We start from the raw sequence: 21,098 nt of genomic DNA, 5'->3' as shown, positions 1-21,098 counted from the left end.
GGTACGCCGGAGGGCGGCGGTAGGATCACCGCCGCCCTCCGGGACGTACCGCCTGCGACCGCCGTCAGATGGCCCGGCCCGTCGCCAGGTCCTCGACCTCGTCGGCGCCGACCACGGCGCCGGTGGTCTTCTTGCCCCGCCGGATACGGCCTTCCAGCCAGCTCGCGAAGGTCGTGAGCAGGAAGTTCAGCACCACGAAGATCGCCGCGACCACGAAGAAGCTCGGGATGACGTTGCCGTAGTTGGCGGACAGCGTCTGGCGTTCGGTCATCAACTCGGTGAAGCTCAGCATCACGCCGCCCAGCGCGGTGTCCTTCACGATGACGACGAGCTGGCTGACGATCGCCGGCAGCATCGCCGTGACGGCCTGCGGCAGCAGCACCAGCGTCATCATCTGGCCCTTGCGCAGGCCGATCGCCTTCGCCGCCTCCGTCTGCCCCTTGGGCAGCGAGAGGATGCCGGCGCGGACGATCTCCGCGAGCACCGAGGCGTTGTAGAGCACCAGGCCGGTGACCACCGCGTACAGCGGGCGCACCGCGCTGTCCACGTTCGTGTACTCCACGTAGAACTGGCCCGCGAAGAGCATCAGGATCAGCACCGGGATGGCGCGGAAGAACTCCACGACCGCCCCGGCCACCCCCCGTACCCACCGGTGGTCGGAGAGCCGCAGGATGCCGAGGAAGGCGCCCAGCGGCAGGGCGAGGACCATCGCCAGCCCCGCGGCCTTGAGCGTGTTGGCCAGACCGGGCAGCAGATACGTCGTCCACGCCTGGGAGGTGGTGAAGGGCTCCCACAGGGCCCATTCGAACTGGCCCTTGTCGGCCAGCTTGGCGAGCATCCACCACAGCCCCAGCACCAGCAGAACGAGGAAGACCACCGTCCACACGGCGTTGCGGAACCGGGCCTTGGGACCCGGAGCGTCGTACAGGACAGAACTCACCGCTTGACCCCCACACGCTTGCTCAGCCAGCCCAGCAGCAGACCCGTCGGCATCGTCAGGCAGATGAAGCCGAAGGCGAAGACCGCGGTGATCGGGATCAGCGCCGCCTCGTTCTCGATCATTTCCTTCATCAGCAGCGCCGCCTCCGCGACACCGATGGCCGCGGCCACCGTGGTGTTCTTGGTGAGCGCGATCAGTACGTTGGCCAGCGGCCCGACCACCGAACGGAACGCCTGCGGCAGGACGATCGACGTCATGACCTGCGTGAAGGTCAGCCCCAGCGCCCGCGCCGCCTCGGCCTGGCCGAGCGGCACCGTGTTGATGCCCGAGCGCAGCGCCTCGCAGACGAAGGCCGCGGTGTACGCGGAGAGACCGAAGACGGCGAGCCGGAAGTACTGGGTCTTGACGTCGTCGCCCGCCCCGAACGTCACCCCGTAGATGTCGGCGAGGCACAGGGCGCAGAACACGATGATGACCGTGAGCGGGGTGTTGCGCACGATGTTCACGTACGCCGCGCCGAAGCCGCGCATCAGCGGCACGGGGGAGACCCGCATGGCCGCCAGCATGGTGCCCCAGACGAAGGAGAACAGGGCGGAGTACAGCGTGAGCTGCACCGTCACCCAGAACGCCCCGAGAAGGTCGTAGCCTTCGAGGAAATCAAACACAGAACTATCCGCATCCCGCGATCGCACGTGTATGGACGGCGGGGCGCGCGGTCTGTGCGACCGCGCGCCCCTGGGACCCGGTCACGGGGACCGGGTCGGGTCGCTTCAGCTGCCGATCTGCGGCGCCGGCTCGAACTTGTAGCCGGCCGGACCGAAGACGTCGTTCATGGTCTTCTCCCAGCTGCCGTCGGACACCATCTTCTCCAGCGCCTTGTTGATCTTGGCGGTGAGCTCGGAGCCCTTCTTGGTGCCGATGCCGTAGCTCTCGTCCGAGAGCTTCAGGCCCGACAGCTCGAACTTGCCCTTGTTGGCGGGCTGCGCCGCGTAGCCCGCGAGGATCGAGTCGTCGGTGGTGAGCGCGTCGACGGCGCCGTTCTGCAGGGCGGAGACGCACTCGGAGTAGCCGCCGCGCTCGACGAGCTGGGCGTCCGGGGCGATGTCCTTCTTCATGTTCTGCGCGGAGGTCGAGCCGGTGACCGAGCAGAGCTTCTTGCCGTTCAGCTCCTTGGCGTCGGTGAACTTCTCACCGGCGCGCACCAGCAGGTCCTGGTGGGCCAGGAAGTACGGGCCGGCGAAGTCGACCTTCTGCTTGCGCTCGTCGTTGATCGAGTAGGAGGCGACGATGAAGTCGACCTCGTCGTTGGCCAGCGCGGTCTCGCGGTTCGCGCTCTTGGTCTCCTTGAACTCGATGTCCTTCTCGTCGTAGCCCAGCTCCTTGGCCACGTACGTGGCGACCTGGACGTCCATGCCGGAGAAGGAGCCGTCCGGCTCCTTCAGGCCGATGCCCGGCTGGTCGTACTTGATGCCGACGACGATCTTGTCCTTCTTGCCGTCCGTGCCGGAGGACTTGTCGTCGTCGCTGCCGCAGGCGGCGGCGGTGAGGGCGAGGGCGGTGGCGATGGCGGCGGCTGCGCCGGCCTTGCGGAGATTCATGCGGAACTTCCTTTTTCCGAGGGTGACATGGCTGACACGGCCGGGTGGTTCAGTGGTGCAGGATCTTCGAGAGGAAGTCCCGCGCCCGGTCGCTACGAGGATTGGTGAAGAACTGGTCCGGCGTCGCCTCTTCGACGATCTGGCCGTCCGCCATGAAGACGACGCGGTTGGCCGCCGAGCGGGCGAAGCCCATCTCGTGGGTGACGACGACCATGGTCATCCCCTCGCGGGCGAGCTGCTGCATGACCTCCAGCACCTCGTTGATCATTTCCGGGTCCAGCGCGGAGGTGGGCTCGTCGAAGAGCATCACCTTCGGCTCCATGGCCAGCGCCCGCGCGATGGCCACGCGCTGCTGCTGGCCGCCCGAGAGCTGCGCCGGGTACTTGTCGGCCTGGTTGCCCACGCCCACCCGGTCCAGCAGGGCGCGGGCCTTCTCCTCGGCCGCGCGCTTGTCCTTCCTGCGGACCTTGATCGGCCCGAGCATCACGTTCTGCAGCACCGTCTTGTGCGCGAAGAGGTTGAAGGACTGGAAGACCATTCCGACGTCCGCGCGCAGCCGCGCCAGCCCCTTGCCCTCGGCGGGCAGCGGCTGGCCGTCCAGGGTGATGGAGCCGGAGTCGATGGTCTCCAGCCGGTTGATCGCGCGGCAGAGCGTGGACTTGCCCGAGCCCGAGGGCCCGATCACGACGACGACCTCACCGCGGGCGATGGACAGGTTGATGTCCTGGAGCACGTGCAGCGCGCCGAAATGCTTGTTGACGTCGTCGAGGACGACCAGCGGGTCGCCCGGTGGTGCGGCGTCCTTGGTCATTGAAACCTCGGTCATCTGCCTTTCGCTCCATCCTCTTCGGTTGCCAGGACCCTAGTGACGCACGATGACCAACGTCATTACATCTGAGGGGAAATTGAGCATAACGATCCGGCTTCATTCGGACACGGGGGGTAATTGGGACGGCTGTTGGGAATCGCGGTCGCGTAACGGAACCCCTGGGAGGGCTGACGCTACTTGACGCGCGGGGTGGTGGTGGGCGTGTATCTGAGGATGGCCTGCCGTTCGGGAGGACCGGGAAGGGACGCAGAGGGGAGGGGGGACCGTGAGACTGCTGCTCGTCGAGGACGACGACCACGTCGCCGCCGCGCTCTGCGCCGTGCTGCGCCGGCACGGTTTCGACGTCGCCCACGCCCGGGCCGGCGAGGAGGCGCTGCGGGAACTGCTCCACGGCGGCCTCGCGCCCTTCGACGTCGTCCTGCTCGACCTGGGACTGCCCGACCAGGACGGTTTCGAGGTGTGCTGCCGGATACGCAAGGTCACGAGCACTCCCGTGATCATGGTGACGGCCCGGGCCGACGTCCGCTCGCGTATCCACGGCCTCAACCTGGGGGCTGACGACTACGTGGTCAAGCCCTACGACACGGGCGAGCTGCTGGCCCGTATCCACGCCGTGGCCCGGCGCGCCGGAGCGGAGGGGGAGGGGGCCGAGGGCGCCCCCGCCGAGGAGCACCCGAGCCTGCGCCTCGGCCCCCTGCACCTGCAGCTGCCCACCCGCCGCGTGCTCGTCAACGAGGTGGAGGTCGCCCTCACCCGTAAGGAGTTCGACCTGCTCGCCCTCCTCGCCCACCGGCCGGGGGTCGTCTTCCGCCGCGAGCAGATCATCAGCGAGGTCTGGCGCACCAGTTGGGAGGGCACCGGGCGCACACTGGAGGTGCACGTCGCCTCGCTGCGCTCCAAGCTGGGGATGCCCGAGCTGATCGAGACGGTCCGGGGGGTCGGCTACCGGCTGGTCGCCCCGCCGTCCCCGCCGTCCCCCGCGGCCTGAGGGCGGGCCGCTTGCGCACCCGCCTCCTCCCGCTGCTGATCGTGCTGATGACGGGCATCCTCCTCGCGCTCGCCGTCCCGCTCGCCGGGCGCATCGCCCAGCAGGACCAGCAGCACGTCGTCGTCGACCGCATGGACGACATCGCCCGCTTCGCCTCCCTGGGGCTGTACGTGACCTCGCGCTCGGAAGGCGCCGCCACCCCCGAGGAGCGCGACCGGCGCCGCGCGCTGGAGCAGGAGCTGGCCAGGTACCAGTCCGTCTACGGCATCAGGGCCGGCGTCTTCTACCGCGACCACGGCGTGATGGAGGCCGCCCCCGGCGGCTGGCGGCCGACCGACACCGCCGAGGGGCTGCGCGCCTTCAACGAGGCGCTCGCCAGCCGCCCCAGCCGCGACCCCCGCCAGGTCTGGCCCTGGCAGTCGCGGCCGCTCACCGTCGCCTCGCCGGTGGTCCGCGACGGCGACGTGGTGGCCGTCGTCATCACCGAGTCGCCGACCGGCAAACTGCGCTCGCGGATCCTCACCGGCTGGCTCTGGCTGGGCGCCGGGATCGCCGCCGCGATGCTCCTCGCCGTCGCGGCCGCCTTCCGGCTCACCGGCTGGGTGCTGCGGCCCGTACGCATCCTCGACAAGGCGACCCACGACATCGCCACCGGACGGCTGAAGTCCCGGGTCGCCGCCGGCGGCGGACCGCCCGAACTCCAGCGCCTCGCCCGCTCGTTCAACGAGATGGCCGACCACGTCGAGGATGTGCTGGACCAGCAGCGGGACTTCGTCGCCGACGCCTCCCACCAGCTGCGCAACCCACTGGCCGCGCTGCTGCTGCGCATCGAGCTGCTGAAGCTGGAACTGCCCGAGGGCAACGAGGAGATCGCCTCCGTCCAGACCGAGGGCAAGCGGCTGGCGAAGGTCCTGGACGACCTGCTCGACCTCGCCCTGGCCGAGCACGCCGCCGCCGTACCGCAGTTGACGGACGTCGCGGCGCTGGTGGACGAGCGGCTGGCCGCCTGGGGGGCGCTGGCGGCCGGCCGGGGCGTGGCGCTGGCCCGCGGCGGCAACGGCGCGGTGACCGCCTGGGCCGACCCCGTCACGCTCTCCAGCGCGCTGGACGCCGTCGTCGACAACGCGCTGAAGTTCACCCCGGCCGGCGCCCGGGTGGCGGTGAGCGTCGTCGCGCGCGGCGAGGAGGTCACCGTGACGGTCGCCGACGCCGGGCCGGGGCTCACCCCCGAGGAGCTGGAGCGGGTGGGCGACCGCTTCTGGCGCAGCGGACGCCACCAGAACGTGGGCGGCTCCGGGCTGGGGCTCTCCATCGCCCGCCGGCTGCTCGCCGCGGCGGGCGGGCGCATCGACTTCGCCGCGAACGAGCCGACGGGCCTGCGGGTGGCCGTCACCGTGCCGCGCTCCGCGCCGTCGGACGCCGGGGCGGAGGCGTAGGGCGCACGCCGGCCCGCGCGGCGCCGTTAGGGTGCACCCCCGCCGTGCCGCGCGGGTGCACACCGCCCGGACGGGGCGCCCCCTGATAGCGGTGTACGTCATGCGCCTACGCCCCCTCGCTCTCGCCGCAGCCGCCCTCACGGTGCTCGCGGCCGCACCCCCCGCCGGCACCCCCCTGGGCATCGGGGACCCCCTCTACCCGTCCCTGGGCAACCCCGGCTACGACGTCTCCGCCTACGACCTGACGCTGCGCTACACCGGCCGCAACGACCGGCCGCTGCAGGCGGTCACCCGCATCAGCGCCCGCGCCACCGGCGAACTGCGCCGCGTCAACCTCGACTTCACGCGGGGGAAGGTCCGCGACGTCACCCTGGACGGCGCCCCCGCGGAGTTCTCCTTTGCCGGCGAGGACCTCGTCATCCGCCCCCGCCGCGCCCTGCGGGCCGGCGAGCGCTTCCACCTCACCGTGCGCCACACCAGCGAACCGCTGCGCGGCGAGGGCGCCGGCTGGGTCCGTACCGCCGACGGACTGGTGATGGCCAACCAGGCCGACGCCGCCCACCGGGTCTTCCCCTGCAACGACCACCCCGCCGACAAGGCCCGCTTCACCTTCCGCGTCACCGCCCCGCGCGGCCACACCGTCGTCGCCAGCGGGCTGGCCGCCGGCCGGCAGCCCGAGGCGGCCAAGGGCGGCACCTGGACGTACCGCAGCCGCCACCCCATGGCCACCGAGCTGGCGCAGGTCTCCATCGGCCGCTCCGCCGTCCTCACCGGCCGCGGCCCGCACGGACTGCCGCTGCGGCACGTGGTCCCCGCCGCCGACCGCGAGCGGCTGCGCCCCGTCGTGGCGCGCACCGCCGCCCATCTGACGTGGATGGAGCGCCAGGTCGGCCGCTACCCCTTCGACACCTACGGCGTCCTGGCCGCCGACGCGGACCTGGGCTACGCGCTGGAGACCCAGACGCTCTCCCTCTTCGACCGCACCCTGCTCCAGAGCGCGAAGGACGACGTCTACGCCGAGAGCGTGATGGTGCACGAGCTGGCACACCAGTGGTTCGGCAACAGCGTCTCCCCGCGCCGCTGGTCCGACCTCTGGCTCAACGAGGGCCACGCCACCTGGTACGAGGCCCGCTACGCCGACGCCCGGGGCCTGGAGCGGCTGCGCGACCGCATGGCGCGCGCCTACCGCCACTCCGACGGCTGGCGCGCCCAGGGCGGCCCGCCGGCCGACCCCAAGGGCCCCGGCGAGGACGGCAAGCTGAGCATCTTCCGCCCCAACGTCTACGACGGCGCCGCCCTGGCGCTCTACGCCCTGCGCCAGGAGATCGGCACGGAGGCCTTCGACCGCCTGGAGCGGGCCTGGGTACGCCGCCACGCGCACGGCACCGCCGGCACCGCGGACTTCGTCGCCCTCGCCTCCGCCACGGCCGGCCGCGACCTCGGCGCCTTCCTGCACCCCTGGCTGTACGGCGCGAAGACGCCGCCCATGCCGGGCCACCCCGACTGGCGCTCCGGCGAGTAATACGGATGACGCCCCCGGCGGCGGCGTGCGACCATCAACGGGTCGGCGTCGCCACCGGCGGGGAATCCCCCGCAGCGGTCAGGCGTTGAATCCGGCGTAGCAGTTCGTTCATCTCATTCATTTCTACGTGAGGATCCGTTTGACCTCCCCTTCTTCCCTTCCGCAGGACGACCAGCGCACCCAGGGCGGCGTGCGGGCAGACGCCCTGATGGAGGAGGACGCGGCCTGGAGCCGCGGCGACGACCACCGGGACGGCGAGCAGTTCGAGCGCGAGGAGCGCGCCGCGCTGCGCCGCGTGGCCGGTCTGTCGACCGAGCTGGAGGACGTCACCGAGGTCGAGTACCGCCAGCTGCGCCTGGAGCGCGTCGTCCTGGTCGGCGTCTGGACCTCCGGCACCGCGGCGGACGCGGAGAACTCCCTCGCGGAGCTCGCCGCCCTCGCCGAGACCGCCGGCGCGCTCGTCCTCGACGGCCTGGTCCAGCGCCGCGACAAGCCCGACCCGGCGACCTTCATCGGCTCCGGCAAGGCGATCGAGCTGCGCGACATCGTCCTGGAGTCCGGCGCCGACACCGTCGTGTGCGACGGCGAGCTGAGCCCCGGCCAGCTCATCCACCTCGAGGACGTCGTCAAGGTCAAGGTGATCGACCGGACCGCCCTGATCCTCGACATCTTCGCCCAGCACGCCAAGTCCCGTGAGGGCAAGGCACAGGTGGCGCTGGCGCAGATGCAGTACATGCTGCCGCGGCTGCGCGGCTGGGGCCAGTCCCTGTCGCGCCAGATGGGCGGCGGCAAGGGCGGCGGCCTCGCCACCCGCGGCCCCGGCGAGACCAAGATCGAGACGGACCGGCGGCGGATCCGCGAGAAGATGGCGAAGATGCGCCGGGAGATCGCGGAGATGAAGACCGGCCGCGAGGTCAAGCGCCAGGAGCGCCGGCGCAACAAGGTCCCTTCCGTGGCGATCGCCGGCTACACCAACGCCGGGAAGTCCTCGCTGCTCAACCGCCTCACCGGCGCGGGCGTGCTGGTGGAGAACGCCCTGTTCGCCACCCTCGACCCGACCGTGCGGCGGGCGGAGACGCCCAGCGGCCGCGTCTACACGCTGGCCGACACCGTCGGCTTCGTACGGCATCTGCCGCACCACCTCGTCGAGGCGTTCCGCTCCACGATGGAGGAGGTCGGCGACTCCGACCTCATCCTGCACGTGGTCGACGGCGCGCACCCCGCGCCCGAGGAGCAGCTCGCGGCCGTCCGCGAGGTCATCCGCGAGGTGGGCGCCGTCGACGTCCCCGAGGTCGTCGTCATCAACAAGGCCGACGCCGCCGACCCGGACGTACTGCAGCGGCTGCTGCGCATCGAGAAGCACTCGATCGCCGTCTCCGCCCGTACGGGCCAGGGCATCGCGGAGCTGCTGGCGCTCATCGACGAGGAACTGCCGCGCCCGCAGATCGAGCTGGAGGCCGTCGTGCCGTACACGCACGGCTCGCTGGTCTCCCGCGTGCACGCCGAGGGCGAGGTGGTCTCCGAGGAGCACATCGCGGAGGGCACCCTCCTCAAGGCCCGCGTCAACGAGGAGCTGGCCGCCGAGCTGGCGCCGTACACCCGCTGACCACCCTGCCGAGGCCCCGTCCGTACGAGGACGGGGCCTCGCGCCTGCCCGGAGGAGACCCATGGACCAGCTGCTCCCGCTCTACGACGCGCAGATGCGCCGCAACGCCCCCGCCGACGGCCCCGGTGTCCAGGTGGAGCGGACCGCGACCGTGGTCCGCCAGACCGGTGGACCCGGCGACTGGAACGGCGTGGTCTGGTCGGCGCTCACCGCCGCCGGCGCGGACGCCGAGATCGCCGCGCAGGTGGCGCACTACACCGCGCTGGGGCTGGACTTCGAGTGGAAGCTCTACGCCCACGACGGGCCGGCGGACCTGGCCGACCGGCTGCTGGCGGCGGGCTTCGCCCCCGAGCCGGCGGAGGCGCTGATGGTGGCGCCGACCGCCGCACTGCCGCTCGACGTCCCCCTGCCGGACGGCGTCGAACTGCGCCCCGTCACCGACGCGGCCGGTGTGGACCTGGCCGTCGCGGTCCACGAGGATGCCTTCGGCACCCCAGGTGACCACCTGCGCCACCAGATGCTGGGCCAGCTCGCCTCGTCGGCCGACGAGGTGCACATCTTCGTCGCGATGGCCGGCGAGCGCCCGATCAGCGCCGCCCGCCTCGAACTCACCCCCGCCCGCGACTTCGCGGGCCTGTGGGGCGGCGGCACGGCCCCCGACTGGCAGGGCCGCGGCCTCTACCGCGCCCTGCTGGCGCACCGCACCCGCATCGCCGCGTCCCACGGCTACCGCTACCTCCAGGTCGACGCCTCGGACCAGAGCCGCCCGATCCTGCAGCGCCTGGGCTTCACCCGGCTGACGACGACGACGCCGTACGTCTACCAGGTGAAGGGACGGTAGGGCTCTCCCACCCCCCAGCCCGCCCCGGCCCGCAGGCGCCGGCGTCAGCAGGCCGCGCAGCCCCCCGCGGCAGCCGCCGGCGCCGGCACACCGACCGAAGGCAGCCCCAGCATCACACCCGTGCCCGCCGGCGCGGCCGTCCGCGCCTCCCAGGCGTCCCCCGAGCGCGTACGGCGCACGTTCCGCGCCTCGCCCTCCGCGAGGAGATGGTGCGGCGCGGCGTACGTGACCTCCACGGTCACCATGTCACCGGGACGCACCGCCGCCTCCGGCTTGGAGAAGTGCACCAGCCGGTTGTCGGGCGCCCGCCCGGAGAGCCGGTGCGTGGCACCGTCCTTGCGGCCCTCGCCCTCGGCGACCATGACCTCGACGACCCGGCCCACCTGCTTCTTGTTCTCCTCCCAGGAGATCTCCTCCTGGAGGGCGACGAGCCGCTCGTAGCGCTCCTGCACCACGGCCTTGGGGATCTGCCCCTCCATCGTCGCCGCCGGGGTCCCGGGCCGCTTGGAGTACTGGAAGGTGAACGCCTGCGCGAACCGCGCCTCGCGCACCACGTGCAGCGTCTGCTCGAAGTCCTCCTCGGTCTCCCCGGGGAAGCCCACGATGATGTCGGTCGAGATCGCCGCGTGCGGCATCGCCGCGCGCACCTTCCCGATGATCCCCAGGAAGCGCTCCTGGCGGTACGAGCGCCGCATCGCCCGCAGCACCGTGTCCGAGCCGGACTGCAGCGGCATGTGCAGCTGCGGCATCACGTTCGGCGTGTGGGCCATGGCCTCGATGACGTCGTCGGTGAAGTCCTTCGGGTGCGGGGAGGTGAAGCGCACCCGCTCCAGCCCCTCGATCGGCCCGCAGGCCCGCAGCAGCTTGCCGAACGCCAGCCGGTCGCCGATGTCCGAGCCGTAGGCGTTGACGTTCTGCCCGAGCAGGGTGATCTCCGAGACACCCTCGGCGACCAGCGCCTCGACCTCGGCGAGGATGTCGCCGGGGCGGCGGTCCTTCTCCTTGCCGCGCAGCGCGGGGACGATGCAGAAGGTGCAGGTGTTGTTGCAGCCGACCGAGATCGACACCCAGGCCGCGTACGCCGACTCGCGCCGCGTCGGCAGCGTCGAGGGGAAGGCCTCCAGCGACTCGGCGATCTCGACCTGCGCCTCCCGCGCCAGGCGCGCCCGCTCCAGCAGGACGGGCAGCTTGCCGACGTTGTGCGTACCGAAGACGACGTCGACCCAGGGGGCGCGCTTGACGATGGTGTCGCGGTCCTTCTGCGCCAGGCAGCCGCCGACCGCGATCTGCATCGCCGGGTTGGCGGCCTTCTGCGGCGCCAGCTGGCCCAGGTTGCCGTAGAGCTTGTTGTCGGCGTTCTCCCGCACCGCGCAGGTGTTGAAGACGACGACGTCGGCAGTCTCCGCGTCCTTGGGCGCGCGCACCAAGCCGGCGCCCTCGAGGAGGCCGGCCATCCGCTCGCTGTCGTGGACGTTCATCTGACAGCCGTAGGTCTTGACCGTGTACGTGCGCTGGAGCTGCTCCGACATGCCAGTGATCATCCAAACGGGTCAGGGTGCCTGAAGGCCGCTGGGCTGATCGCGTGAAGCGGCCAAGTCTCCAGTTTACGGTCCCCGCGCGGCGGTCCGTCCCCCGTGCGCCGGGCCCGCCCCCGCGACCGCGCACTACCATCGCCGCCATGGACCCGACCCCGCGCCCGCGCCGTGCGATACGCACCGGCCTCGCCCTCGCCGCCGCCCTCACGGCGGCGGCCCTGGTGCTGTGGTGGCTGGCGCCGGGCGTCCTCCCCGGCGGCGGGGAGCGGCCGAGCGGGAAGGTGGTCTTCTCCACCGGCGCCCCCAAGGGGGTCTACGCCCGCTACGGGGACATGCTCAGGGACGACCTCGCCGCCGACCTCCCGGAGCTGCGGGTCGACCTGCAGCCCAGCGAGGGCTCCCTCGACAACATGGAGCGGATCGCCACCGGCCGGGCCGACTTCGCCATCGCCACCGCCGACGCGGTCGCCGAGTACCGCTCGGGCCACCGGCCCGGCTGGCAGCGGCTGCGGGCGGTGGCCCGGCTCTACGACGACTACATCCAGCTCGTGGTGCCCGCCCGCTCCGGCATCCGCAGCGCGCAGGACCTGGCCGGGCGCACGGTGGGTGTCGGCACCGACAAGTCCGGCGTGCAGCTCATCGCCAAGCGGCTGCTGGCCGCCGCCGGACTGGACATGGCCGAGGACGTCCAGGCCGTCCGCCAGCCCATCGGCACGATGACGGACCTGCTGCGGCGCGGCGAGATCGAGGCGTTCTTCTGGTCGGGCGGACTGCCCACGGCGGCGGTGGGCGCGCTGGCGGACCGCACGGAGATCCGCCTGGTGCCGCTCAACAACCTCCTCGGCCCGCTGCACAAGCAGAGCCCCTCCGCGCACTACTACCGCTCCGCGGTGATGCCGGCCGACGCCTATCCGGAACTGCGCGACGAGCAGGCCGTCTCCACGATCGCCGTGGCGAACCTCCTGGTCACGACGGAGAGGACCGACCCGGTGCTCACCGAGGCGATCACCCGCGAGGTGATCAAGAGCCGGGACACCATCGCCAAGGAGGTCCACGCGGCCCAGCTGGTGGACCTGCGCACCGCCGTCTTCACCGACCCGCTGGCGCTCCACGAGGGGGCGGAGCGCTACTACCGCGACGAGAAGCCGTAGCCCGTACGCGACAAGGTGCCGGAACGCGAAAGGGGCGCCCCTCAGCGCAGCCGGGTGTGCACCCCGCGCGGCGGGGACGCGCTCGCCGCGGTGCGCTGGGCGCGGGAGACGTCGTAGACCCCGGGGACCCGCCGCATCGCCCGCATCAGCGTCGGCAGCCGGGAGGCGTCGCGCAGCCGCAGCGTGTACGTGTGGCGCACCCGCTGCTCGCGCGGCGGCTCCACGTCCGCCGCGACGATCGCCGCGCCCTCCGCCGCGATGGCCTCGGTCAGCTCCGCCAGCAGATGGGTGCGGACGAAGGCCTCCGCGTACAGGGTCACCCGCAGCTCCGAGCCGCCCTCCCGCCACCGCACGGACACGGGCTCGCGTCCGGCCGTCGTCATCCGCACCACCGTCGAGCACTGCACCCGGTGCACGGCCACCGCCCCGCCGCGCACCTCGAAGCCCGTCACCGCGTCCGGTGGGACGGGGGTGCAGCAGCGCGCCAGCCGTACCGCCGCGCCGGGGCGGTCGGCGACGGCCGGTCCCTCCTGCGCGGTGGCGGCGACGGCCGGGGGAGCGGGCTGCGGGGGAGCGGTGGGCATCCGGACGGGGTGCGAACCGGCGTCCGGGGCGGCGGGATGGGCGGCCAGCCAGCGGGTGATGGAGATCCGCGCGGCCGGTGTCTGCGCGTACTCCAGCCACTCGGGCGAGGGACCGGAGGCGGGCTCGGGCTCCGACGGGGAGGCGGCGGGCTCGGGGGAGAGCAGCAGTTGCAGGGTGTCCCCGTCCTGCAGCACCGTCCCCATGCTGACCAGCCGCCCGTGCACCCGCGCGCCCACACAGGCGTGGGCGTCCTCGCCGTGCGCGGCGTAGGCGGCGTCCACGCAGGTAGCCCCCGCCGCCAGCCGCAGCGGCAGACCGCGGTCGGTGAGCACCGTGATCTCCCGGTCGGGCGCCAGGTCCTCGCGCAGCGCCGTCCAGAAGGTGTCCGGGTCGGGCGCGGCGCGCTGCCAGTCCAGCAGCCGCGCCAGCCACTCGCCGACCGGACCGCCCGCCCCCTCGCGGCCGCCGAGCGCGACGACACCCGTCTCCGCCACCCGGTGCATCCGGTGGGTGCGCACCAGCACCTCCACGACCAGCCCGCGGGACTCCGCGACGGCGGTGTGCAGCGACTGGTAGAGGTTGAACTTCGGTACGGCGATGAAGTCCTTGAACTCCGAGACCACCGGCGTGAAGCAGGTGTGCAGCTCCCCCAGCACGGCGTAGCAGTCGGCGTCCTCCGGGACGAGCACCAGCAGCCGCCCGAAGTCGGCGCCGCCCAGCGTGCCGCGCTTGAGCAGCGCCCGGTGCACGGAGACCACGTGCCGGGGCCGGATCAGCACCTCCGCCGCGATGTCCGCCTCGCGCAGCAGCGCCCGTACCTCCCGCGCGGTGTCCTCCAGCGGGTCCGGCCGCGAGACGTGCTCCATCAATAGCTCGCGCGTGGAGGCGTACTCCTCGGGATGGAGGATCGCGAAGACCAGGTCCTCCAGCTCCGTCTTGAGCGTCTGCACCCCCAGCCGCTCGGCCAGCGGGATCAGCACGTCCCGCGTCACCTTGGCGATGCGCACCTGCTTCTCGTGGCGCATCACCCCCAGCGTGCGCATGTTGTGCAGCCGGTCGGCGAGCTTGATGGACATCACCCGCACATCGCTGCCGGTGGCCACCAGCATCTTGCGGAAGGTCTCGGGCTCGGCGGCGGCCCCGTAGTCGACCTTCTCGAGTTTGGTGACGCCGTCGACGAGGTAGCGCACCTCCGCGCCGAACTCCTCCTCGACCTGCTCCAGCGTCACCTCGGTGTCCTCGACGGTGTCGTGCAGCAGGGAGGCGGTCAGCGTCGTGCCCTCCGCGCCCAACTCGGCGAGGATCAGCGTGACCGCGAGCGGATGGGTGATGTACGGCTCGCCGCTCTTGCGCATCTGGCCGCGGTGCGAGGCCTCCGCCAGCAGGTAGGCGCGGCTGAGGACCGACAGGTCGGCGTCGGGGAAGAAGGAGCGGTGGGCCTTCGCCACGTGCTCCAGGGCGTCCGGCAGTCCGCTGGGTCCGCCGGCGCCCATCAGGACCGCTGCCCGGCCCAGCCGGCGCAGGTCGAGCCGGGGAAGTCCGCGTCTGCTGCTGCGGGGCGGGGCGGGATTCACGGCGTCCGCGCTGGCCTCTGCGCTCAAGGGGGCACCTCCGGCAGTCCGACCGGCGTGTGCGACGCGGGCGGCGGCCGTCGTACCCCGTCGTGTGCGCTGCGCTCGTCAGGGCCCTCGGAAACCGCCGCACGGTGCCCGGGGACGACCCCGGTGCCGGTGATTGATGGTACCGACCCCATCACGCAGGGCGACGGTGCTCCTGCGGAGCCCGGTAGCTATCACCCGTTCGAGCGATGGCGCTCTTGGTGTATCGGGTTAGCGGACCGCGCCTGCGGGGTAGAGGCGCGGTCCGCTGCGTGGTGCCCTCAGAGCCAGCCCGCCGCGGTGTCGCCCTCCGCGAGGATCACGGCGGGGCCCGTCATCTCGACGGTGCCGTCCGGGTTCTCGGTGATGAGCAGCCGTCCGCCGGGGACGTCGACGGTGTACGTCTCCGGGCGGCCGGTGGCGGCCGGGTCGACGCCGTCGCGGCGGGCGGTGGCGACCATCACCGCGCAGGCGCCCGTACCGCAGGAGCGGGTCTCGCCGGAGCCGCGCTCGTGCACCCGCATCGCGACGTGGCGGGGGCCCCGGTCGACGACGAACTCGACGTTCACGCCGGTGGGATACGCGGCGGCCGGACTGCAGACGGGGGCGGCGAGCAGGCTTCCGGCGTCCGCCAGTTCGGCGACGAAGGCCACCGCGTGCGGATTGCCCATGTCGACATGGCGGGCCGGCCAGGAGCGGGCGGGCCGCTCGCCCTCGGCCGCGACGGCGACCGTGACGGCCCCGTCCACCAGCCGTGCGCGGCCCATGGCGACCGTGACGTCGCCGTCCTTCGCCAGATGCGCGCGGCGGACGCCCGCGCGGGTGGCGATCGCCAGATCGCCGGCCTCGGCGTGGCCCGCCAGCTGCAGATAGCGGGCGAAGACCCGCACGCCGTTGCCGCACATCTCCGCCACGGAGCCGTCGCTGTTGCGGTAGTCCATGAACCACTCGGCCTCCCCCGCCATCTCCCGCGCCTCGGGATGCGCGGCGGAGCGGACGACCCGCAGCACCCCGTCGGCGCCGATACCGGCGCGCCGGTCGCAGAGCCGGGCCACGGCGGCGGGGGAGAGGTCGAGGAGGCCGTCGGGGTCGGGAACGATGACGAAGTCGTTCTCGGTTCCGTGGCCCTTGAGGAAGTGCAGTGCGGCGGAGGTCACGCCTCGATCGTACGGGGCACCGGCGTACGGGCGCGGGGCGGTGCTTCCCCGAAAAGGGGGCTCCGCGCCGCCGGGACGGTCAGCGCAGGCGCGCGATGCGCCAGACGGCCAGCGCGACCAGGACGGCGACCGTGGCGGCGTACAGCGAGGCGGCACGCCACCGCGCCCGCCGCTGCGGACCGACGGCGCCGAGGCCGGGCAGCGTGTAGCCGACGCGGCGGGCGGCCATCAGGGCCCAGCCGCCGGCGGTCAGGCTGATCAGCAGTCCGAGCATGGCGACCACCGCGCCGCCGTCCCCGAACTCGAAGGCGAGGGGGAAGGCGAACATCAGCGAGCCCAGGACGGCGCAGACGGTGATGGGGGCGAGCTGCCAGAAGCGCAGCAGCCGCGGCGGGCGCAGCTCGCGGAAGGACTCCTCGCCCATCGGGAGGCTGTTGCCCGGGGGGAGGGGGGTGTCGTCCCCGTCGTGCCCGGCGGGGGGAGCGTCGTGCAGCAGTCCCGCGGCCTCGTCCGGCGGCGGGTCCTGACGGCTGTCACGAGGGGCGGCTTCCATCGCCACGCGCCCTCCCAACCTCCGGATTGCCCTGCACGGATCGCGGTCCGGACACTCCGCGCGAACGACGCCGGAGCCCGGTCCTCCGCGGCTCGATCGATGTCGATGATGGCACGCCCCGCCCCACCGCAAGCACCGCCCGAGCGTCCCGATGCCATCACGTGATCAGGCTGTTATGGCTGCCGCCCGGGGTTTACACAGGCCCTACGCACGCGGTGGTTCCGGGCCTGCGGGGCGTTCGGGCCGGTGCTCGGCTGACCGGACGTCAGCATCCGGTATCCGGGGCGCGGTGCGCCGGCTCAGGCGGCGCGGGGCTGATCGAGGAGCTCCACCGCGTGCTCCTCCAGCCGCCCGCGGTCCGCCGCCGAGCCGCTCAGCCAGTGCACCCGGGGATCCCTGCGGAACCAGGAGTCCTGACGGCGCGCGAAGCGCTTCGTGGCGCGTACGGTCTCGGCGCGGGCCTCCTCCTGCGTGCACTCGCCGGCCAGGAAGGCGAGCAGTTGCTGGTAGCCGAGCGCGCGGGAGGCGGTACGCCCCTCGCGCAGCCCGGCCGCCTCCAGTCGGCGGACCTCGTCGACCAGGCCGGCCTCCCACATCCGGTCGACGCGCAGGGCGATGCGCTCGTCCAGCTCGGGGCGCGGCACCCCCACGCCGATCTGCAGGGTGTCGTAGACCGAGTCGTGGCCCGGGAGGTTTGCCGTGAACGGCTTGCCGGTGATCTCGATCACCTCCAGCGCGCGCACCACCCGCCGCCCGTTGCCGGGCAGGATCGCCGCCGCCGCGGCGGGGTCGGCCGCCGCCAGCCGCCGGTGCAGCTCCCCGGAGCCCAGCCGCTCCAACTCGGCCTCCAGCGCCGCGCGGACGGCCGGGTCGGTGCCGGGGAAGTCCATCGCGTCGATCGCCCCGCGTACGTACAGCCCCGAACCGCCGACCAGCACCGGGGTGCGGCCCTCGGCGAGCAGCCGGTCGATCTGCGCGCGGGCCAGACGCTGGTACTCGGCGACGCTGGCGGTCTCGCCGACGTCCCAGACGTCGAGCAGGTGGTGCGGGACGCCCCCGCGTTCCTGGAGGGTCAGCTTGGCGGTGCCGATGTCCATGCCCCGGTAGAGCTGCATGGAGTCCGCGTTGACGACCTCGCCGCCGAGCCGGCGGGCGAGGGCGACGCCCAGATCGGACTTGCCGGCGGCGGTGGCGCCGACCACGGCGATGACCTGCGGGAGCGGCTGCGGGCGGTCCTGCGGGCGTTCCCGCGGGAGGGGGGAGGCGTTGTTCACGTGGATCAGTCTCGCAAACGCCAGTTCCCGGCGCGGCCTGCCGGCAGGGGTGAGGAGTGCGGGAACCGCTTGACACTGAAATCGAACATCCATTCAGATGGAGACTCCGGCCCGGCTCCCCACCGGAGCGACTCCGCCGTAGCTCGCGGGTTATCCACAGGCCGGCACGACGGCGCGGCGGATTGTCAGTGGTACCCGCTAGCGTCGTGGACGTGAAGCGATCAACTCAGACACCCCGGGTGGAACCCATGGCAGGCACCGACCGCGAGAAGGCTCTTGACGCAGCTCTCGCCCAGATTGAACGGCAATTCGGCAAGGGCGCCGTGATGCGCCTGGGCGAGCGGCCCAACGAGCCCATCGAGGTGATCCCTACCGGATCGACCGCCCTGGACGTCGCCCTCGGCGTGGGCGGCCTCCCGCGCGGCCGCGTGGTGGAGGTCTACGGCCCGGAGTCCTCCGGCAAGACGACCCTCACGCTGCACGCCGTGGCAAACGCCCAGCGGGCCGGCGGCCAGGTGGCCTTCGTGGACGCCGAGCACGCCCTCGACCCCGAGTACGCCAAGAAGCTCGGCGTCGACATCGACAACCTGATCCTCTCCCAGCCCGACAACGGCGAGCAGGCGCTCGAGATCGTCGACATGCTGGTGCGCTCCGGCGCCCTCGACCTCATCGTCATCGACTCCGTCGCGGCGCTCGTCCCGCGCGCGGAGATCGAGGGCGAGATGGGCGACTCGCACGTGGGTCTGCAGGCCCGCCTGATGAGCCAGGCCCTGCGGAAGATCACCAGTGCGCTCAACCAGTCCAAGACCACGGCGATCTTCATCAACCAGCTCCGCGAGAAGATCGGTGTGATGTTCGGCTCGCCGGAGACCACCACGGGTGGCCGCGCGCTGAAGTTCTACGCCTCGGTGCGCCTGGACATCCGCCGCATCGAGACCCTGAAGGACGGCACGGACGCGGTGGGCAACCGCACCCGCGTCAAGGTCGTCAAGAACAAGGTCGCGCCGCCCTTCAAGCAGGCCGAGTTCGACATCCTCTACGGCCAGGGCATCAGCCGTGAGGGCGGTCTGATCGACATGGGCGTCGAGCACGGCTTCGTGCGCAAGGCCGGCGCCTGGTACACGTACGAGGGCGACCAGCTCGGCCAGGGCAAGGAGAACGCCCGCAACTTCCTCAAGGACAACCCCGACCTCGCCAACGAGATCGAGAAGAAGATCCTGGAGAAGCTGGGCGTCGGAGTGCGGCCGGAGAGCGCCGAGGGCGAGCCCGGCGCGGACGCGGCCGCCGCGGTGGACCCGGCCGGGACCGCCGCCGAGAAGGCGGACAAGAAGTCCGTGCCCGCGCCCGCCAAGACCGCGGCGAAGGCCACCAAGGCCGCCGCCAAGGTCTGAGGCCGTGACACGCCGGACCGGCTGGGACACGACAGCGGAGCCGGACGCCCCGCCCGGGCCCGGGCGGGGCGCGTCCAGCGGGGGCGGGCGCCGCCCGGGGGCGCCAGCCGACCCCGCCGAGCAGGCGCGGGCGATCTGCCTGCGCCTGCTCACGGGCACACCCCGGACCCGCAAGCAGCTCGCGGACGCGCTGGCCAAGCGGGAGATCCCCGCCGAGGTCGCCCAGGAGGTGCTCTCCCGGTTCGAGGAGGTCGGCCTCATCAACGACGCGGCCTTCGCCTCGGCCTGGGTGGAATCCCGCCACCACGGCCGGGGTCTGGCCCGCCGCGCCCTCGCGGGGGAGCTGCGCACCAAGGGCGTGGACCCGGAGCTGATCGACGAGGCGGTGGCGCGGCTCGACTCCGACCAGGAACTGGAGACCGCCCGGGAGCTGGTCGCCCGCAAGCTGCGCGGCACCCGCGGCCTGGAGCGCGACAAGCGGCTGCGCAGGCTGGCCGGGATGCTGGCCCGCAAGGGCTACTCCCAGGGCCTGGCGCTGCGGGTGGTCCGCGAGGCGCTGGAGGCGGAGGGGGAGGACACGGAGTCGCTCGACCCCTGGGACTGAGCCCGGAAGGATCTTCACACCGGCCGTGATCCTCCGCCGCGCCCGTCGTTGAGTACGTACGGGGGACACCCCCGCCCGTACTCAACCGGAGGGGGGAGCTGTGCTCGCAGCCGACCGCGAGGCCATCCTGCGACGGCAGGCGCTGCGCGAATCGACGGCCCGGACGTATGCCCGCTCGCTGCCGATCGTGCCCGTGCGCGCCCGCGGACTGACCATCGAGGGCGCCGACGGCCGCCGCTATCTCGACTGCCTATCCGGCGCCGGCAGCCTCGCCCTCGGGCACAACCACCCCGTCGTGCTGGAGGCCGTCCGCGCGGTCCTGGACTCCGGCGCCCCGCTGCACGTACTGGACCTGGCCACCCCGGTGAAGGACCACTTCACCACCGAGCTGTTCAGCACGCTGCCGGCGGGGCTGGCCGAGCGGGCGCGCATCCAGTTCTGCGGCCCCGCGGGGACCGACGCGGTGGAGGCCGCGCTGAAGCTGGCCAAGGCGGCCACCGGCCGCAGCGGCATCCTGGCGTTCACGGGCGCGTACCACGGCATGACCGCCGGAGCCCTCGGCGTCAGCGCCGGTCCCGGCCCGCTCGCGACGGACGTCGGAGTGACCCGGCTGCCGTACCCGTACGACTACCGCTGCCCCTTCGGCGTCGGCGGGGAGCAGGGCGCCCGGCTGGCGGCAGCCTGGGCCGAGAGCCTGGTCACCGACCCGCGCGGCGGCATCGAGCCCCCCGCGGCGATGATCGTCGAGCCGGTGCAGGGCGAGGGCGGCGTCATCCCCGCCCCCGACGACTGGCTGCGGCGGATGCGCCGCCTCACCGAGCGCCACGGCATCCCCCTCATCGCCGACGAGGTGCAGACAGGCGTCGGCCGCACGGGCGCCTTCTGGGCCGTCGAGCACAGCGGCGTCGTGCCCGACGTGATGGTCCTGTCGAAGGCCATCGGCGGCAGCCTGCCGCTGGCGGTCGTGGTCTACGACCAGGACCTCGACCTCTGGCCGCGCGGCGCCCACGCCGGGACCTTCCGGGGCAACCAGCTGGCGATGGCGGCCGGCGCCGCGACCCTGAAGTTCGTCCGGGAGAACGCCCTGGCCGAGCGCGCCGGGCAGCTCGGCCGGCGGATGGCCACGGCGCTGCGCCGGCTCGCCGCCGCCCACCGCTGCGTCGGGGACGTCCGCGGCCGGGGACTGATGCTGGGCGTGGAGCTGGTGGACCCCGAGAGCGTCCTCCCGGACGGGACCGCCCCCCAGCCGCCCGCCCCCGCGCTCGCCGCAGCCGTCCAGCGCGCCTGCCTGGATAGGGGCCTGATCGTGGAACTGGGCGGCCGGCACGACAGCGTCATCCGCCTGCTCCCCCCGCTCACCACCACCGACGAGCAGGCCGAGGCGGTCCTCGACCGCCTCGCCGACGCCCTCGCCGAAGCCGAGCGAGCCCACCATCCCGCGCCGGGCCTCACCGCGCTTCCCGGCAGCAGGCACGCGACGTAACGCACGG

General features: G+C 72.9%; 18 protein-coding genes. 9 read left to right on the top strand and 9 right to left on the bottom strand.

Features of this window, described 5'->3' with window-relative positions; all coding sequences use genetic code 11:
• Positions 1-64: 64 nt before the first annotated feature.
• The 4 genes from ACFQLX_RS10735 to ACFQLX_RS10720 all read right to left on the bottom strand — a co-directional run bounded on the left by ACFQLX_RS10735 (position 65) and on the right by ACFQLX_RS10720 (position 3,364).
• Entirely contained in the window at positions 65-940 is an 876-nt protein-coding gene (locus ACFQLX_RS10735; RefSeq protein WP_386414042.1) for an amino acid ABC transporter permease, read from the bottom strand.
• The gene (locus ACFQLX_RS10730) at positions 937-1,605 is read right to left on the bottom strand and encodes an amino acid ABC transporter permease (protein WP_386414041.1); all 669 of its coding nucleotides are present in this window, start codon (positions 1,603-1,605) and stop codon (positions 937-939) included. Before ACFQLX_RS10730 ends, ACFQLX_RS10735 begins: the two co-directional genes overlap by 4 nt.
• 105 nt (positions 1,606-1,710) lie before the next feature.
• Entirely contained in the window at positions 1,711-2,538 is an 828-nt protein-coding gene (locus tag ACFQLX_RS10725) for a glutamate ABC transporter substrate-binding protein (protein WP_386414039.1), read from the bottom strand.
• A gap of 49 nt (positions 2,539-2,587) precedes the next feature.
• A complete protein-coding gene (locus tag ACFQLX_RS10720; protein WP_386414037.1) occupies positions 2,588-3,364 on the bottom strand; it encodes an amino acid ABC transporter ATP-binding protein in 777 nt (258 codons plus the stop codon).
• A 268-nt stretch (positions 3,365-3,632) separates the two neighbouring features.
• Here ACFQLX_RS10720 and ACFQLX_RS10715 point away from each other — a divergent pair, with 268 nt between their 5' ends.
• The 5 genes from ACFQLX_RS10715 to ACFQLX_RS10695 all read left to right on the top strand — a co-directional run bounded on the left by ACFQLX_RS10715 (position 3,633) and on the right by ACFQLX_RS10695 (position 9,760).
• Positions 3,633-4,355: a response regulator transcription factor gene (locus ACFQLX_RS10715; protein WP_386414035.1), complete on the top strand. Its 723-nt coding sequence runs from the start codon at positions 3,633-3,635 to the stop codon at positions 4,353-4,355.
• Between the two features lie 11 nt (positions 4,356-4,366).
• Entirely contained in the window at positions 4,367-5,791 is a 1,425-nt protein-coding gene (locus ACFQLX_RS10710; protein WP_386414034.1) for a HAMP domain-containing sensor histidine kinase, read from the top strand.
• 100 nt (positions 5,792-5,891) lie between these two features.
• Positions 5,892-7,313, top strand: coding sequence for a M1 family metallopeptidase (locus tag ACFQLX_RS10705; RefSeq protein ID WP_386414033.1), 1,422 nt, complete (start codon positions 5,892-5,894; stop codon positions 7,311-7,313).
• A gap of 139 nt (positions 7,314-7,452) precedes the next feature.
• Positions 7,453-8,919, top strand: coding sequence for a GTPase HflX (gene hflX / locus ACFQLX_RS10700; protein ID WP_386414032.1), 1,467 nt, complete (start codon positions 7,453-7,455; stop codon positions 8,917-8,919).
• A 61-nt stretch (positions 8,920-8,980) separates the two neighbouring features.
• Entirely contained in the window at positions 8,981-9,760 is a 780-nt protein-coding gene (locus tag ACFQLX_RS10695) for a GNAT family N-acetyltransferase (RefSeq protein ID WP_386414031.1), read from the top strand.
• 44 nt (positions 9,761-9,804) lie between these two features.
• On the opposite strand, the gene miaB is transcribed toward ACFQLX_RS10695, so the two are convergent.
• Complete coding sequence (gene miaB / locus ACFQLX_RS10690) at positions 9,805-11,289, bottom strand: tRNA (N6-isopentenyl adenosine(37)-C2)-methylthiotransferase MiaB (protein ID WP_386414029.1); 1,485 nt, start codon at positions 11,287-11,289, stop codon at positions 9,805-9,807.
• Between the two features lie 149 nt (positions 11,290-11,438).
• Between miaB and ACFQLX_RS10685 the strand changes: the two genes are divergently transcribed.
• Complete coding sequence (locus ACFQLX_RS10685; protein ID WP_386414027.1) at positions 11,439-12,446, top strand: TAXI family TRAP transporter solute-binding subunit; 1,008 nt, start codon at positions 11,439-11,441, stop codon at positions 12,444-12,446.
• 41 nt (positions 12,447-12,487) lie between these two features.
• Here the strand turns inward: ACFQLX_RS10685 and ACFQLX_RS10680 are convergent, their stop codons facing one another.
• The 4 genes from ACFQLX_RS10680 to miaA all read right to left on the bottom strand — a co-directional run bounded on the left by ACFQLX_RS10680 (position 12,488) and on the right by miaA (position 17,613).
• On the bottom strand, positions 12,488-14,632 hold the full coding sequence (locus ACFQLX_RS10680; RefSeq protein ID WP_386414025.1) for a RelA/SpoT family protein: 2,145 nt from the start codon (positions 14,630-14,632) through the stop codon (positions 12,488-12,490).
• Between the two features lie 278 nt (positions 14,633-14,910).
• Positions 14,911-15,786 (bottom strand): diaminopimelate epimerase, encoded by an 876-nt coding sequence (gene dapF, locus ACFQLX_RS10675; RefSeq protein ID WP_386414024.1) that lies wholly within the window; start codon positions 15,784-15,786, stop codon positions 14,911-14,913.
• A 79-nt stretch (positions 15,787-15,865) separates the two neighbouring features.
• Positions 15,866-16,339, bottom strand: a complete 474-nt coding sequence (locus tag ACFQLX_RS10670; RefSeq protein WP_386414071.1) for a hypothetical protein — start codon at positions 16,337-16,339, stop codon at positions 15,866-15,868.
• A gap of 299 nt (positions 16,340-16,638) precedes the next feature.
• Positions 16,639-17,613: a tRNA (adenosine(37)-N6)-dimethylallyltransferase MiaA gene (gene miaA, locus ACFQLX_RS10665; RefSeq protein WP_386414022.1), complete on the bottom strand. Its 975-nt coding sequence runs from the start codon at positions 17,611-17,613 to the stop codon at positions 16,639-16,641.
• Positions 17,614-17,861: 248 nt separating this feature from the next.
• Here miaA and recA point away from each other — a divergent pair, with 248 nt between their 5' ends.
• The 3 genes from recA (at position 17,862) to ACFQLX_RS10650 (ending at position 21,091) form a co-directional block, all read left to right on the top strand.
• The gene (gene recA, locus ACFQLX_RS10660) at positions 17,862-19,004 is read left to right on the top strand and encodes a recombinase RecA (protein WP_386414020.1); all 1,143 of its coding nucleotides are present in this window, start codon (positions 17,862-17,864) and stop codon (positions 19,002-19,004) included.
• Positions 19,005-19,008: 4 nt separating this feature from the next.
• The gene (gene recX, locus ACFQLX_RS10655) at positions 19,009-19,608 is read left to right on the top strand and encodes a recombination regulator RecX (RefSeq protein WP_386414019.1); all 600 of its coding nucleotides are present in this window, start codon (positions 19,009-19,011) and stop codon (positions 19,606-19,608) included.
• Positions 19,609-19,708: 100 nt separating this feature from the next.
• The gene (locus tag ACFQLX_RS10650) at positions 19,709-21,091 is read left to right on the top strand and encodes a diaminobutyrate--2-oxoglutarate transaminase family protein (protein WP_386414017.1); all 1,383 of its coding nucleotides are present in this window, start codon (positions 19,709-19,711) and stop codon (positions 21,089-21,091) included.
• Positions 21,092-21,098: the final 7 nt, after the last annotated feature.

It is taken from the genome of Streptomyces polyrhachis (assembly GCF_042663125.1).
In the GTDB taxonomy this organism is placed as follows: domain Bacteria; phylum Actinomycetota; class Actinomycetes; order Streptomycetales; family Streptomycetaceae; genus Streptomyces; species Streptomyces polyrhachii.
The sequence above is the reverse complement of the archived record's forward strand: the minus strand, read 5'-3'. Positions and strand labels throughout refer to the sequence as shown.

What these genes read in the sequence shown, in the direction of transcription:
- ACFQLX_RS10705 (WP_386414033.1), top strand. Translation starts at nt 5,892, where the DNA reads ATGCGCCTACGCCCCCTCGCTCTCGCCGCAGCCGCCCTCACGGTGCTC.
- miaB (WP_386414029.1), bottom strand. Translation starts at nt 11,289, where the DNA reads ATGTCGGAGCAGCTCCAGCGCACGTACACGGTCAAGACCTACGGCTGT.
- ACFQLX_RS10685 (WP_386414027.1), top strand. Translation starts at nt 11,439, where the DNA reads ATGGACCCGACCCCGCGCCCGCGCCGTGCGATACGCACCGGCCTCGCC.
- ACFQLX_RS10670 (WP_386414071.1), bottom strand. Translation starts at nt 16,339, where the DNA reads ATGGAAGCCGCCCCTCGTGACAGCCGTCAGGACCCGCCGCCGGACGAG.
- ACFQLX_RS10695 (WP_386414031.1), top strand. Translation starts at nt 8,981, where the DNA reads ATGGACCAGCTGCTCCCGCTCTACGACGCGCAGATGCGCCGCAACGCC.
- ACFQLX_RS10720 (WP_386414037.1), bottom strand. Translation starts at nt 3,364, where the DNA reads ATGACCGAGGTTTCAATGACCAAGGACGCCGCACCACCGGGCGACCCG.
- recA (WP_386414020.1), top strand. Translation starts at nt 17,862, where the DNA reads ATGGCAGGCACCGACCGCGAGAAGGCTCTTGACGCAGCTCTCGCCCAG.
- ACFQLX_RS10725 (WP_386414039.1), bottom strand. Translation starts at nt 2,538, where the DNA reads ATGAATCTCCGCAAGGCCGGCGCAGCCGCCGCCATCGCCACCGCCCTC.